This window comes from Shewanella metallivivens, from assembly GCF_028750675.1.
Taxonomy (GTDB): Bacteria; Pseudomonadota; Gammaproteobacteria; order Enterobacterales; family Shewanellaceae; genus Shewanella; species Shewanella metallivivens.
On sequence record NZ_JAQQPZ010000001.1, the window covers coordinates 63556 to 78263 of the forward strand.

General features: G+C 44.2%; 14 protein-coding genes. 11 read left to right on the top strand and 3 right to left on the bottom strand.

The window, feature by feature from the left end; translation table 11 throughout:
- Position 1: 1 nt before the first annotated feature.
- The 7 genes from PQR79_RS00265 (at position 2) to PQR79_RS00295 (ending at position 8216) form a co-directional block, all read left to right on the top strand.
- Complete coding sequence (locus tag PQR79_RS00265) at positions 2 to 2641, top strand: glycoside hydrolase family 3 protein (RefSeq protein WP_238106086.1); 2640 nt, start codon at positions 2 to 4, stop codon at positions 2639 to 2641.
- A 109-nt stretch (positions 2642 to 2750) separates the two neighbouring features.
- Positions 2751 to 3821 (top strand): glycoside hydrolase family 16 protein, encoded by a 1071-nt coding sequence (locus PQR79_RS00270; protein ID WP_238106085.1) that lies wholly within the window; start codon positions 2751 to 2753, stop codon positions 3819 to 3821.
- A gap of 328 nt (positions 3822 to 4149) precedes the next feature.
- Entirely contained in the window at positions 4150 to 4950 is an 801-nt protein-coding gene (gene cysQ, locus PQR79_RS00275) for a 3'(2'),5'-bisphosphate nucleotidase CysQ (protein ID WP_238106084.1), read from the top strand.
- A gap of 58 nt (positions 4951 to 5008) precedes the next feature.
- Entirely contained in the window at positions 5009 to 5914 is a 906-nt protein-coding gene (mak, locus tag PQR79_RS00280) for a fructokinase (RefSeq protein ID WP_238106083.1), read from the top strand.
- Between the two features lie 420 nt (positions 5915 to 6334).
- On the top strand, positions 6335 to 7111 hold the full coding sequence (locus PQR79_RS00285) for a YdcF family protein (protein WP_238106082.1): 777 nt from the start codon (positions 6335 to 6337) through the stop codon (positions 7109 to 7111).
- The gene (locus tag PQR79_RS00290) at positions 7112 to 7786 is read left to right on the top strand and encodes a DUF2982 domain-containing protein (protein ID WP_238106081.1); all 675 of its coding nucleotides are present in this window, start codon (positions 7112 to 7114) and stop codon (positions 7784 to 7786) included.
- 16 nt (positions 7787 to 7802) lie between these two features.
- Positions 7803 to 8216 carry a GFA family protein gene (locus tag PQR79_RS00295; RefSeq protein ID WP_238106080.1) on the top strand — a complete coding sequence of 138 codons (414 nt, stop codon included), beginning with the start codon at positions 7803 to 7805 and terminating at the stop codon, positions 8214 to 8216.
- Between the two features lie 14 nt (positions 8217 to 8230).
- Here the strand turns inward: PQR79_RS00295 and PQR79_RS00300 are convergent, their stop codons facing one another.
- The 3 genes from PQR79_RS00300 to galE form a co-directional block, all read right to left on the bottom strand.
- The gene (locus PQR79_RS00300; protein WP_238106079.1) at positions 8231 to 8614 is read right to left on the bottom strand and encodes a bactofilin family protein; all 384 of its coding nucleotides are present in this window, start codon (positions 8612 to 8614) and stop codon (positions 8231 to 8233) included.
- Positions 8615 to 8699: 85 nt separating this feature from the next.
- Positions 8700 to 9185 (bottom strand): ferredoxin-type protein NapF, encoded by a 486-nt coding sequence (gene napF / locus PQR79_RS00305; protein WP_238106078.1) that lies wholly within the window; start codon positions 9183 to 9185, stop codon positions 8700 to 8702.
- 66 nt (positions 9186 to 9251) lie between these two features.
- Positions 9252 to 10274: a UDP-glucose 4-epimerase GalE gene (gene galE / locus PQR79_RS00310; protein ID WP_238106077.1), complete on the bottom strand. Its 1023-nt coding sequence runs from the start codon at positions 10272 to 10274 to the stop codon at positions 9252 to 9254.
- Positions 10275 to 10521: 247 nt separating this feature from the next.
- On the opposite strand from galE, the gene phhA reads away from it, so the two are divergent.
- From phhA to PQR79_RS00330, 4 genes are all read left to right on the top strand, one after another.
- Entirely contained in the window at positions 10522 to 11316 is a 795-nt protein-coding gene (gene phhA, locus PQR79_RS00315) for a phenylalanine 4-monooxygenase (RefSeq protein ID WP_238106076.1), read from the top strand.
- A gap of 79 nt (positions 11317 to 11395) precedes the next feature.
- Entirely contained in the window at positions 11396 to 11737 is a 342-nt protein-coding gene (locus PQR79_RS00320; protein WP_238106075.1) for a 4a-hydroxytetrahydrobiopterin dehydratase, read from the top strand.
- Positions 11738 to 11895: 158 nt separating this feature from the next.
- Positions 11896 to 13434 (top strand): transcriptional regulator TyrR, encoded by a 1539-nt coding sequence (gene tyrR / locus PQR79_RS00325; protein ID WP_238106074.1) that lies wholly within the window; start codon positions 11896 to 11898, stop codon positions 13432 to 13434.
- Between the two features lie 240 nt (positions 13435 to 13674).
- Complete coding sequence (locus tag PQR79_RS00330; protein ID WP_238106073.1) at positions 13675 to 14661, top strand: fumarylacetoacetate hydrolase family protein; 987 nt, start codon at positions 13675 to 13677, stop codon at positions 14659 to 14661.
- Positions 14662 to 14708 lie beyond the last annotated feature (47 nt).

Here is a 14708-nt window from a genome sequence, read left to right on the forward strand (position 1 = left end):
CATGACAACTATTTCTGTAAATACTGAGCGTAAATCTACCAAGTTAGCGACGGTAAGCTACTTAAGTTTAGCGGTTTTGTTTGGTCTAGGTGGTTGCGGCGAAGCGCAACAAGCCGCTCCTGCAAACACCGTTGCGCCAGAAGCGGTCGCCAAAGAAGAAACTAGTACAAAAAATACGCTTGATTTATGGCCTGCATTAACGCCTGCTATCACTAAAGATGCTGAGCTCGAAGCTAACATTACCGCGTTGCTGAACAACATGACGGTAGAGCAAAAAGTGGCGCAGATGATCCAACCTGAAATTCGCGATATCACCGTTGAAGATATGCGCAAGTATGGTTTTGGTTCATACCTTAACGGCGGTGGTGCTTATCCTAATAATGATAAACACGCTACGCCAGCGGATTGGATTGCGTTAGCGGAATCGCTATATCAAGCCTCGGTTGACGACTCTGTCGATGGTATTAATATCCCGACAATGTGGGGAACTGATGCTGTACATGGCCATAATAATGTCATTGGGGCTACGCTATTTCCACACAACATCGGATTAGGGGCAGCCAATAACCCCAAGCTGATTGAACAAATTGCGGCGATTACGGCTAAAGAAGTCATGGTTACTGGTATTGATTGGGTATTTGCACCTACGGTAGCAGTCGTGAGGGATGACCGTTGGGGCCGCAGTTATGAAGGCTATTCTGAAGATCCAACCATTGTTAGAGATTACTCTTTTGCCATTGTAGAAGGTTTGCAAGGCGCCGTGAGTGGTGACTTTTTATCTGATCAGCGCGTGCTGTCAACCGTTAAACATTTCTTAGGTGATGGCGGTACAGAAAAGGGCATTGATCAGGGCGACAATATTGCCAGTGAGCAAATGTTAGTGGATGTGCATGCACAAGGGTATGTTGGTGGCTTAAATGCAGGTGCACAAAGTGTCATGGCTTCATTTAACAGCTGGCATGGGGTTAAAAATCATGGCAATAAATATTTACTGACCGACGTACTAAAAGATCGCATGGGCTTTGACGGTTTTGTGGTGGGCGATTGGAATGGTCACGGGCAAATTCCGGGCTGTACTAATGAGTCATGTGCCCAGGCGGCCAATGCGGGTTTAGATATCTTTATGGTGCCTACTGCGGCATGGAAACCGTTATTTGAAAATACCGTCGCACAAGTCAACAGCAGCGAAATTAGTCAAGCTCGCCTAGACGATGCGGTGTCGCGTATTTTACGCGTTAAATTTAGAGCTGGTTTGTTTGACAAGCCAAGCCCTGCTAACCGTCCATTATCAGGTAAAACCGAGTTAATTGGTCATGCAAGTCATCGCGAGGTTGCCCGTCAGGCGGTTCGTGAGTCGCTGGTGTTACTGAAAAACAATCAAAATATATTACCGTTATCGCCTAAGTTAACGGTTTTGGTTGCAGGCGATGCCGCCGACAATATTGGTAAGCAGTCTGGTGGTTGGACGATTACCTGGCAAGGTACAGACAATAAAAATGCCGACTTTCCAGGTGCAACCTCGATTTATGCCGGTATTGAGCAAGTGGTTAAGCAAGCTGGTGGTCAAGCGCTGTTAAGTCCTACTGGTGAGTTAAGCGCACAACAAAAACCAGATGTGGCTATTGTGGTGTTTGGTGAAGAGCCTTATGCCGAAGGTAACGGCGACATTGATAATCTAGAATACCAACGCGGAGATAAGCGCGATCTTGCCTTGTTAAAGCAACTAAAAGCTCAGGGTATTCCTGTGGTGTCGGTATTTATCAGTGGCCGTCCAATGTGGGTTAATGCTGAATTTAACGCATCCGATGCGTTTGTCGCAGCTTGGTTACCTGGCTCTGAAGGACAGGGCATCGCCGATGTGTTGTTTACCGATGTAGACGGTAAGGTACAGCATGATTTTGTGGGCAAATTGTCATTCTCGTGGCCTGCTACACCACAACAAACAACGGTTAACGTGCCATTACCAACAGAATCTGCTGAGATCAAAGCGCAATATCAGCCATTGATCCCATTTGGTTACGGGCTAACTTATCAGTCGAAAGCAAGCGATGCAGTAGTGCTCGACCATTTGTCTGAAGACAATTTAGCTGCTGAGCAAACATTAGCTGATTTGCCATTGTTTGAAAGAGCCGTTAAGTCACCTTGGTCAATGTATATTGCCACTCGTGCAGAGCGTCAGGGGTTGTCTAGCAGTGTGGCGCAAAACAGTGCGTTAACGATTCGTACCATGGATCGCGTTGTGCAAGAAGATGCCCGTTTTGTGTCATTTAATGGTAGCGAGCAAGGTGTTGTTGGCTTAATTAGTAACTTCCCTCGTGACTTTAGAGCCTACAGTAATAGTGATTCAGCGTTGTCGCTAAGTATTAAATCGACCACATCATTACAAAAGCCACTTTGGTTAGGCATGGCTTGTGAAGGTGATTGTCTTCAGCAAGTTGATATTGCACAGCAAGTGAATAGCAAGTTGGGTGAATGGCAGAGTTTAAGTTTCTCATTGGCGTGTTTTGCTCGCGCCCCAATGGACTTTGGCAAAATTACTATGCCGTTTTATCTTGCGACAGAGGCTAAAGGTGACATCAGTTTCAGTGATGTAGTGATTCAAGCTCAGCCGAGCGACAACACGATTCAATGTAAAGAGTAAGTGACTCAAAAAAGCTCAGTCAGACTGACAAATCTGTAAGTCAGTTTGGCTAAGCTTGAATTTACATCTTGATGGATCCGAACATAAATTAAACAAGGTGAGCCCAAAGATGAACCGAGCCATAAATCAACACTCATTTTTACCGGGCTTAGCAGCATTGGCATTGTCTGCGTTAACCATAACGGGATGTCAATCGACTGATCACCTCCCTCAAATCCATGCGACTTCAAATCAATCGACTTTAGGTTGGCAAATGGTGTGGCAAGATGAGTTTGATGGCAATGAAATCAATGCCAACAAATGGAGTTTTGCGGTTGATTGTTATGGCGGCGGTAATCATGAAGCACAGTGTTATACCGCGAGGACTAAAAATGCGTCAGTTGCCGATGGTTTACTGACCATTACCGCGATTAAAGAGCGTTTTTCTGGGCCTGCCGTCAATGACGCTGACCCGAGTTATGATGTCAATGATACCAGTAAAACCATGGAATATACCTCGGCGCGTCTGGTGTCAAAAAATAAAGGCGATTGGAAATACGGTCGTTTTGAAATTCGTGCTAAGTTGCCTCAAGGCCAAGGTACTTGGCCAGCTATTTGGATGTTGCCGACTGATTGGGTTTATGGGCCTTGGGCGGGTTCTGGCGAAATCGACATTATGGAAGCGGTAAATCTTAATGTCGTTGTTGAGGATAGCGCGCCGGTTTCAGCCGTACACGGCACATTACATTATGGCAAACAATGGCCTAATAATGTGTATACAGGTCAGGAGTATCATTTAGCGAATAATGCTAATCCCGCAGATGATTTTCATGTTTACGCAGTTGAATGGCAACAAGATGAAATACGCTGGTATGTGGATGATGTTCATTTTGCCACGCAACGTTCATCTGGCTGGTATAGCCAATATGTCGATGGTAAGGGCGAAACCGTTAACGCGCCCAATGATGCGCCTTTTAATCAAGCATTTCATCTGTTGCTAAATCTTGCTGTGGGTGGCGATTGGGCAGCAAATGTGCATAACAAAGGCATTGATCCAGCAGTATTTCCACAATCGATGTTAGTGGATTATGTTCGGGTTTATCAATGTGCAAATTCACCAAGTACTGGTGCAGGCTGTGAAACCATTCATGATAATGCGGTGTTGGTTTCTGGCAAAACGTTAGCCAGCGCAGCACTATAGCCTTGATTATTGCTATTGGCACTCATTTTTTAGCCGGTTAACTATATCGCGACCCCAGTGCTTTTGGGCTTTCACGCGATGAGAATAGCGATAGCGGGATTGAATACGAATGCAAAGATGCACTGTTTGCTTTGAGCAGAGCTAGGCTTAGATTAGTATCGAGCAACAATGCATAGTGTTACTGATTTGTAATCATATGAAGTTTTTAACGACAGATTTGAGCGTTTGGGTTTAACTGCGAGCAAATGATTATATCAATTTATGATGCGAACGATGGCATAATAATGATTAATGAAATCGGACCGCTTATTATTTTTAAGGAATTGATTTGTCGAACATTACATTTACATCAGCTGATTTACACAACATTGTTGAATTGGCCAAAGAGGCTGGCAACGCCATTATGCAAGTATATGCCCAATCCGATTTAGGGGTTGAGGTTAAACAAGATGACAGTCCGGTGACCGCTGCCGATATCGCCAGTCATAACGTGATTGTTGCAGGATTAAAGCGCCATTTTGCTGATATAGCGGTGATGAGCGAAGAAGCGGCTGATATTAGTTGGGCCGAAAGACAAACATGGCAAACCTACTGGTTAATTGACCCTCTGGATGGCACCAAAGAGTTTATTAAACGCAACGGCGAGTTTACCGTCAATATTGCGCTTATTCATCAAGGCAAAGCGATTGCGGGTGTGGTTTACGCTCCTGTGTTGAAAAAGTGTTATAGCGGCATAATCGGTCAAGGTGCTTGGCTTGAACAAGATGGCACGGTTACCACACTCGATATTAGCGAGCGGAAGATGCAAACTCCACCCATTGTTGTGGGCAGTCGCTCGCACATAAGCCCAGATGTTGCTCAGTATTTAGAGCACGTCGGTGAACATAATATGCTCAGTGTTGGCAGTTCATTAAAGTTTTGTATGGTGGCTGAAGGCCAGGCCGATGTGTACCCAAGATTGGGGTTAACCAGCGAATGGGACACCGCAGCCGCGCAAGCGGTTTTAGAAAGTGCAGGTGGGGTTGTGTTGGCCTATCCAGCCATGACACCACTTGAATATAATCAAAAAGAAAATATTTTAAATCCATATTTCATTGCCGCGTCGCCGGCGTGGTTTGCGAACCATTAGGTGTTACCTAAGTTGCTGATATGGGAATAACTTTACATTAATTATGGAGAGGCTAGTTATGATGCGCATGGGCGTCGATCTCGGTGGTACCAAAATTGAAATAGTGGCGTTAGCCGAAGACGGCGCTGAAATATTCAGAAAGCGTATCCCAACGCCTAAAAATTATCCAGGCACCGTTGAAGCCATTGTCAGCCTTGTTACTGATGCTGAAACAGCAACAAAACAAACTGGTTCAGTGGGTGTCGGTATTCCTGGTGTGGTGTCACCATTTACCGGTTTGGTAAAAAACTCCAACTCTACCTGGATTAACGGCCACCCGTTAGATAAAGATTTAAGTGACGTATTACACCGTGAAGTACGCGTGGCCAATGATGCAAACTGTTTTGCAGTATCAGAAGCCGTCGACGGCGCAGCAGCGGGTAAGCGTGTGGTATTTGGCGGTATTATTGGCACGGGCTGTGGTGCGGGTGTGTCGATAAATGGCGCGGTACATGCGGGTGGAAATGGTATTGGCGGTGAGTGGGGGCATAACCCGCTACCCTGGATGACACCAGATGAATTTAACTCCACCACCTGTTTTTGTGGTAATCGTGACTGTATCGAAACCTTTATTTCTGGAACGGGCTTTGTGCGTGATTTTCGCGCGGCGGGTGGCGATGCAACCAGTGGGATTCAAATTGCAGAAATGATGCAGCAGGGCGACCCATTAGCGACAGCCGCATTTGAGCGCTACATTGACCGTTTAGCACGTTCACTGGCACATGTGATTAATATGATGGACCCAGACATGATTGTATTAGGTGGCGGTGTGTCAAACATTGATGCCATTTATACCGAGCTGCCTAAAGTGTTGCCTAAATATGTGGTTGGCCGTGAATGTGAGACCCAGGTCGTTAAAAATAAATTTGGTGCATCATCAGGTGTCCGCGGTGCCGCATGGCTGTGGGGCAAAGACGAAAAGTAGTCATTCCTTGCTCTGTATTTAATAGGTATATACACAGACGGCACTCAATAGTGCCGTTTTTGTTTTGCGTTGATTAAATTCGCCCTTCGGGGTTGCGTCACAACCCCCATTACGGCTTCAAATGACGCAGCCTAAAATAGATCACATTCTAATAAGGATTGGTATTACACTAGCGCCAATATTAGAATGACAGACTAAATAACCTGAGCTCGGGATAATAAATGCCTTTCAAACAGTCCTTTGCCCTGCTCACTGCGTTGAATCGACTTACAATAGGCTAGCTATTGACGCGTCAATTCGCCTTGTTAGCAGAACAAATGACAAGCTTGAAAGTGAGAATGGATAACATGTTGATTTTAAATAGTATAAGTTCATCCCTTATCCCGAGCTCAGGTTAAATAAGGGGTGAGTGAAACATTCATGTTTTGGTTAAAAAAAGTTTTGTCGCAATTGGTGATGCCCATTCCGTTGACTGTGTTGCTATTACTGTTAGCGGCCTGCTTGTGGCGCAGTCAACGTCAATGGTTTCTTAAGCTCGGCAAAATCAGCTTATCACTCGCCATCGCCGTGTTGCTGTTGTGCAGTCAGTCGCAAGTGAGTTATTGGTTAGCTCACTCACTAGAATCACGTTATGAAACGAATAACCTGATTATGGTAGAACCCTGTGTGGTGATGGTATTAGGCTCAAGTCATATTGAAAAGCCTGGCTTAACCGCAGTGCAGCAGTTATCTGCCACGGCATTAGCGCGCTTAAGTGAAGGCATAAGGCAACTGAGTTTGGGACAACAATGTAAATTAGTGGTGAGTGGTTACAGTGGCGGCCTACAACCGACACCACATGCCAGTATCATGGCCAAAGCTGCGATTGAGCTTGGGGTAAATCCCACCAATATCATTAAGTTTGACCAGCCAAAAGATACCATTGAAGAAGCATACGCATTGCAAGAATTGATTGGTCATCATCCGTTCAAACTGGTGACATCAGCAACTCATATGCCGCGGGCAATGAGCATTTTTAGGCAGTTAGGCATGCAGCCGCAGGCGGCACCAACGGATTTTATTGCTCGCCAAGGTTTTTGGTGGCGTTTAGATGCCGATCAGTTATTGGCTGCTCAGCGCGCAATTCATGAATATGTTGGCATGTTATGGCTGAGCATTAAAGGTTTAAAGCAACACACCTCTAGGGAGACACTCTAAATGACCGATGAGTTATCGATCAGCCCTTTTTCTAAACGCAACGGTATTAGCTTAACTTTGTTTGGCGCGTTTAGCATGTGCATTAGTTTGACTATTTTTATTGGTTTTAGCGGTTTATTTGCCCTAGGGATGATGTTTTTTGCACTGGGGTCTGTTGGCTTAATTTTAGGTATCGCCAAAGTCTATCAACCCGCTATTAGCTTTAAGTTAACCGCCCAAGGAATGTGTTTTTATCATCGTCGAGGGCAAGTGTTTATTGAGTGGCATAATATACAGCGGCTTGATAATGTGAGAGTTAATCAAAATATGGAGTTGATTGAATTACCTTATATTGGGGTAAAACTTAAACAAATTAATCCAATTTTAGATTGTATTTCACCGCGTTTAGCGACAGGTTTATTAACCGAGCAGCGACCACTGCTGATGACCGCAGCAACACAAGATGAAGACTTACAGAGCCTTGAAGGCTATTTGGGCGCCGAATACACGCCATTAATTGTTAATGGCGATCGTTATCGAGGGGTGCTGGCGATGTTTGGTCACCGCTGCCAAACTTTAAATGAACAACTGGGTTACCATCTTTACTTGTCGACAGACAGTGTTGACCGCGACCCAAAAGAGTTTGTTAACTTATTACGCAAGTTTCAGCAACAAGCGAGTGTTTCTAAAGCGTAGTAAACAAGGAGGCCTGATGAAACAAGCCATAATGTTACAAGGCGGGTGTTTATGTGGGGCGATACGTTACCAAACCCATAGCATGCCATTTGATGCCGATCATTGTCATTGTAGCCAATGCCGAAAAAGTGCTGGTGCGGTTGTAATGAGTTGGATGGACTTTAACACTGAACAGGTAACATGGCTGCAAGGGCAGGTGACAGAGTTTGCTTCTTCTGCTCAAATTCGCCGTGGTTTTTGTCAGCAATGTGGTACCACTATGACCTATAGGCATGTTGATTACCCACAGTATTGCACGTTGTCGATAGCATCGCTTGATAACCCAAACAAAGTACAGCCCACATATCATATTTACACCAATGAGCAGGTCAGCTGGTTAACTATTGATGATATTTGCCAACGTTTTAAAACCAATAAAACCAGCAACTAGCCTAAGTGTTAACCTTAAGCATTATTAGCGATGTTGGTGTCAGTATTGGCCAAGGTTGCCAAAAGTGGGTCACGGTGCCGATAACCTAAAAATTGACCGCCGTCTAATATTTCAATCTGTTCGCAATAGGCATCGCCCTCAAAAGTACCCTGTTCATGTAAGGTCATTTTTTTGCAACGTGCTTCACCTGACGATTGCCCTGCAATCATTAATTCGCGGCATAAAATATCCCCATCAACGGTACCACTGGTTTCTATGGTGACATTACCTTGGGCCTGAATATCACCGCTAACATGCCCAGCAATCAATACATCGCCACTGAAAATAAGTTTGCCTGTTAAGTGACATTCTTGAGCGATAAAGCTTAACGGATTTACAGGCTTTTTTTGACCAAACATCTTAGTGCCCTTGGGTATATGGTTAAATATGGGTGCTAATATAGCGTTAAAGACAGCATAACAAAACGACAAACTGTGGGTTTTGTTAACCCGTTTGCATCAATGTAATCGCATCAGCTGGACAAGGTGACACACATGCACCGCAGCCGGTACAGGCGTCGATATTAATCACGGGTTTTGGTACTTGGCCCACTGCCATGCTAAAACTTATCGCCCGTGGCTCACAGGCATCTTTACAGCTTTGACACCACACACCTGTCGCGGTTAAGCAATTGTCTTTTATGCTAGCAAAATAAGTCCATGGTTGTGCCAAAGAGGTATCAAATACTGGCTCAGGGCAAACCTCAACACATTGTTTACAAAAGGTGCACTCATCATTGCTGAAATCGATTTCAGGGAATCCACCTTCACCACGTTTAATGATTTGCGTGTCGCACGCAATAATGCATTTATCACAACGGGTGCAATTATCGGTAAAGGCTTGCTCAGGTTTACTCCACGGCGGGCGGATCACATTGGATTTGCGGCGGCTAAAGAGATTTCGGCGACTTTGGTTAATACCTTGGGTCATTATTATTCCAATAGGCTTTTATTCATTACTGCAGCGCATATTAGCATTAGCTGCAGTAAAAAATTGTTAAGCACTTGGCAATTTATACCCATCAGGGTTATTTGATTGCCATTTCCAACTGCTGCTTGCCATGTCTTCTACGCTATGGGTTGCGCGCCAGTCTAATTGTGCAGCGGCGAAACTTGGGTCGGCATAACAGGCCGCAATATCACCAGGGCGGCGCGGACTGATTTGATAAGCAATGGTTTTGCCACAGGCTTTTTCGAATGCTTTCACCATATCTAACACACTATAGCCAATGCCGGTGCCTAAGTTATAAGTCACTAAGCCTGGTTTAGTTTGCAGCTTTTTAAGCGCTTGTAAGTGGCCAATGGCTAAATCGACCACATGAATATAATCACGTACGCCAGTACCATCTGGGGTGTTGTAATCATTACCAAATACACTTAACTGTTCGCGTTTACCTACAGCAACCTGAGCAATAAACGGCATTAAGTTATTGGGGATGTCATTCGGATCTTCACCAATTAAGCCGCTGTCGTGAGCGCCAACAGGATTAAAATAACGTAAGCGGGCAATGTTCCAGCTGTTATCTGACTGATACAAATCAGATAAAATATGCTCTACCATCAGTTTTGATTGGCCGTAAGGGTTAGTGGCGCCTGTAGGAAAATCTTCTTTAATTGGTAAGCTTGCGGGGTCGCCATATACAGTTGCTGATGAGCTAAACACTAGATTTTTGACGTTATGTTCAGCCATTACCTGGCACAAAACAATGGTGCCAGTGACATTGTTTTCATAATACTTAAGTGGTTTTGCAACAGATTCGCCAACGGCTTTTAAGCCCGCGAAATGAATAACTGATTCGATATTATGATCGACAAACACTTTTTGCAGTAGGGCTTTGTTGAGAATATCACCTTGATAAAATGTGACATCTTTACCCGTAATGGTACGAACCCTTGCTAATGCCTCAACACTTGAATTTGATAAATTGTCTACGATGACCACTTCCTGTCCAGCATTTAGCAGCTCCACGACTGTGTGCGTACCTATATAGCCAGCGCCACCGGTTACCAAAATTGCCATAGTTTAATCGTCCTCTGAATAAATGTGTCATTTCTGGCTACATTGTAAATTATCACAGTCCAAGTGCCAGTGAATTTTGGTATTAGTCCCTAAATTATTGCTGTTTACTAAAGGAGTTATCTGACTTTGTATTTATTTGTTTACAATTAGTACTGCATTATTGGCAGACAATAAACTGTGAAGGAGTTAACAAAAGCACAACGTTAGCACACTATGTAGGGAGTGAAGTTTACGTAAAGTGGAACCTATGACAGCAACAAAGTATATTGCCCACCAACCCAATGCCCAAGGTTACATTGATTACTCAGAACATGAGAATCAATTATGGCAGCAGTTATATCAACGCCAAGTAACCAATATGCCTGGGCGTGCTTGCCCTGCGTATTTGCAAGGGTTAGATGCATTAGCCATGTCGGTAGACCGCATTCCGCAACTACCTGAAATAGACAAGGTGTTATTTGCGGCTACCGGCTGGAAAACTGCTGCGGTACCCGCACTAATCTCATTTGGTCGATTTTTTGAATTACTCGCCAATAAAGCGTTTCCTGTGGCGACATTTATTCGCACTAAAGAAGAGTTTGATTACTTGCAAGAACCTGATATTTTTCATGAAATATTTGGTCACTGCCCATTACTCACCAACCCATCATTTGCGAACTTTTCGCATATGTATGGTCAGCTAGGTCTTGCCGCAACCAAAGAACAGCGGGTATTTTTGGCACGTTTGTACTGGTTTACCATTGAGTTTGGTCTGGTGCAGGCTAAAGATGAACCATTACAAATTTATGGCGGCGGCATTTTAAGCTCGCCCGGTGAAACCATGTATGCGCTTAGCGATAAACCAGAACGCAGAGCGTTTGATTTACTCGATGTACTGCGCACTCCCTATCGCATTGATATTATGCAGCCCATTTACTACGTGATTGAAAGCATTGATTACCTCGATGAGATCGCTCAAATGGACATTATGGGGATGGTGAAACAAGCACAGCAGTTGGGCATGTTTGAGCCTAAATTCGCCCCCAAAAGTAAAGCCAGTTAACCGATGACGCTTGTTGAGCAAAGTAATAATGAGCTGAACCCACAGTCACTACAGCATTACATTTAGCTAAGGAGTACTAATGAACGCATTAACCGAGATGAAGTGTGAAGCCTGTCAGGCTGACGCGCCAAAAGTAACCGATATAGAGTTAGCCGAACTTATCCGCATGATCCCTGATTGGGGAGTTGAGGTGCGTGACGGTATTATGCAATTAGAGCGAGTTTACAAGTTTAAAAACTTTAAATTGGCCATGGCTTTTACTAACAAGTTGGCCGATTTAGCCGAAGCGGAGTTTCATCACCCAGGTATTTTAACTGAATGGGGGAAGGTCACTGTGACTTGGTGGTCGCATTCTATAAAGGGATTACACAAAAATGATTTCATTATGGCTGCCAAGACAGACCAGTTATTAGATGAGTAATATTGACACTTATTTCAGCATGTTACGTTAACGTAATGTGCTGAATAATTTGTCTGTTACAATTCTACTGTAAACTTCACTTGCCACCGAAGCAATATCCCTCTAACGTTGTGACAAATTTCCGCAACAAAACATTAATAACTAGGGAATCGTTACATATGCGTTTGGAAGTCAGTTGTATCGATCGCGTGGGTTTAGCGAAAGACATCCTCGTCGTGCTTGAAAAACATGGCATTAACTTAATTGCCATTGATGCCAGTAATAAAGGTTTCCTATTTCTGCAATTTGCAGAAATCAGTTTCGAAACCTTACGAGAATTAATGCCGCAAATTCGAAAAGTCGAAAGCGTACACGACGTTCGTACCGTGTCTTTTATGCCGTCTGAGCAAGAACACTACGCGTTAAAAACATTACTCAAAACCTTACCTGATTCGGTATTTTCAATCGACACCAAAGGCCGTATTCGTATTGCCAATGAGTCTGCTCTGCTGACTTTGGATATGGCTGAGCATGAGGTGGTTGAAGAATCATTAAACCATTGGGTGCAAGGTTTTAACTTTGCTCGCTGGATGAGTGAAACCCCTGTACTGGCACAAGCTACACGGGTGCAAATTAATGCTAATGAATATTTAGCAGAAATGCTGCCAATTTATTTACCTGACGATAACGATACCACCATTTTAGCGGGTGCAGTGGTGTCACTTAAATCACCTGCCAGAGTCGGCAAGCAATTTAATGCGCTGCAAAATCAAACCACAGGTTTTGATAACGTTTTAGCGATGAGCGATAAAATGAAGGACGTGTTAAAACAAGCCAAACGTATGGCTCAATTAGACGCGCCGTTATTGATCACCGGCGAAACAGGCACCGGCAAAGAGTTAATGGCCCGTGCAAGCCACGATGCTAGTATGCGCCGCGAGCACCCCTTTATTGCCATTAACTGTGCGGCATTGCCTGACAGTGTCGCCGAAGAAGAATTGTTTGGCTTTGTGAGCAATGGCACTGTGGTTAAACGTGGTCTATTTGAAGAAGCCAAAGGCGGGACGGTATTTTTAGATGAAATTGCTGAAATGTCCAAAGCTGCCCAAGTTAAGTTATTACGTTTATTGCAAGACGGTACCTTTAGACGCATTGGCGGCGATGTAGAAGTCAGGGCGGATGTGCGTATTATATGCTCCACTCAGAAAAATCTCGCAGAGTTGTGCCAAACCGGTGAGTTTAGAGAAGATTTATACTATCGCATCCATGTATTAAGTTATCACATGCCGTCTCTGCGTGAGCGTCGTGTGGATGTTATTCCGCTTACCGAAATGTTTTTAGAGCACTATAGCCAACAGCTATCAAGTCCGTTACGTCGTATTTCAGCCAGTTGCCGTGATTATTTATTTACTTACGCTTGGCCGGGGAACGTACGCCAGTTGAAAAATGCGATATTCAGAGCTGTGTCGATGTGGGATGGCTCTACCGAATTGACCGTTGAGCAACTTAAACTGCCATCATATGCCGAAGGTTTTGGATACTTCGATGAAGAATTTGAGGGCACATTAGACGAAGCCATGAAAGACTATGAAGCGGGTTTATTGCGCCGTTTATATCCCGCTTATCCAAGCACGCGACAGTTAGCGAAAAAGCTTGGGGTGTCTCATACCGCCATCGCTAATAAACTGCGCGACTACAACATTAACAAGAAAAAGTAATGTAACGATTTAATGCCAGCTAATGTGTTGGCATTTTCGCCATTTCAATGCTCAAAACCAGCATTGGCAAGGCCTTTTATCGTTTGTAAATAATAATGTACAAATCATGACTTGCATCGGTAAAGCGTGATTTGCTACGCGCTATAGGATTTAACGTCTTTGTATGGACACAATAAATCCGCTAAGCCATTCATGCTATAAAGACGCAGCGCGAATGCCACCCAGAATTTAGGAGCAATAATGAAACTTGCAAGTTACCACAACGGCCGTCGCGACGGCCAATTGATGTTAGTCAGTAAAGATTTGAGCAAAGCGGTCGCAGTGCCTGCGATTGCCAAAACAATGCAGCAATTACTCGATGCTTGGGATTTATTGTATCCACAACTCAGTGAGTTATATGAGGCGCTCAATGATGGTCAAATGGATAACGCCATTGCCTTTGATGAGTCACGTTGTTTATCGCCATTACCCCGAGCCTATCAATGGGCTGACGGCAGTGCTTATGTTAATCATGTCGAGCTTGTTCGTAAGGCGCGCGGTGCTGAAATGCCAGAATCATTTTGGACTGACCCTCTAGTGTATCAAGGTGGTTCAGACAGCTTTATTGCACCGAAAGCAGACATTGCAATGGCCAGTGAAGAATACGGCATTGACTTCGAATCAGAAATTGCCATTGTCACCGATGATGTTGCCATGGGAGTATCGACTGACGATGCCGCAAAGCACATCAAGCTGCTCATGTTGGTGAATGATGTGTCATTGCGTAACTTAATCCCAGGAGAGCTGGCTAAAGGATTTGGCTTTTTTCAATCAAAGCCATCAAGCGCGTTTTCACCAGTAGCGATTACGCCAGATGAGTTGGGTGACAAGTGGCAAGACAGCAAAGTGCACTTACCGTTAGTAACTCATTTAAACAGTGAGTTGTTTGGCCGCCCAAATGCTGGCGTCGACATGACATTTAACTTTAGCCAATTGGTGTCGCATGTGGCTAAAACTCGCCCACTTGCTGCAGGTGCAATTATTGGTTCGGGGACCATTTCAAACTACGACCGCAGTGCAGGCTCAAGCTGTTTAGCTGAAAAGCGTATGTTAGAAATTATTGCCGACGGCAAAGCCTCAACACCTTTTATGCATTTTGGTGACACAGTACGCATTGAAATGTTTGATGAAAACGGCGTGAGTATTTTTGGTTCTATCGACCAAAAAGTTGTTGAATATAAAGCTTAAAAATCGATAACGATATTTTTTAGAAGGCAGTAACGTATCATCGTTAT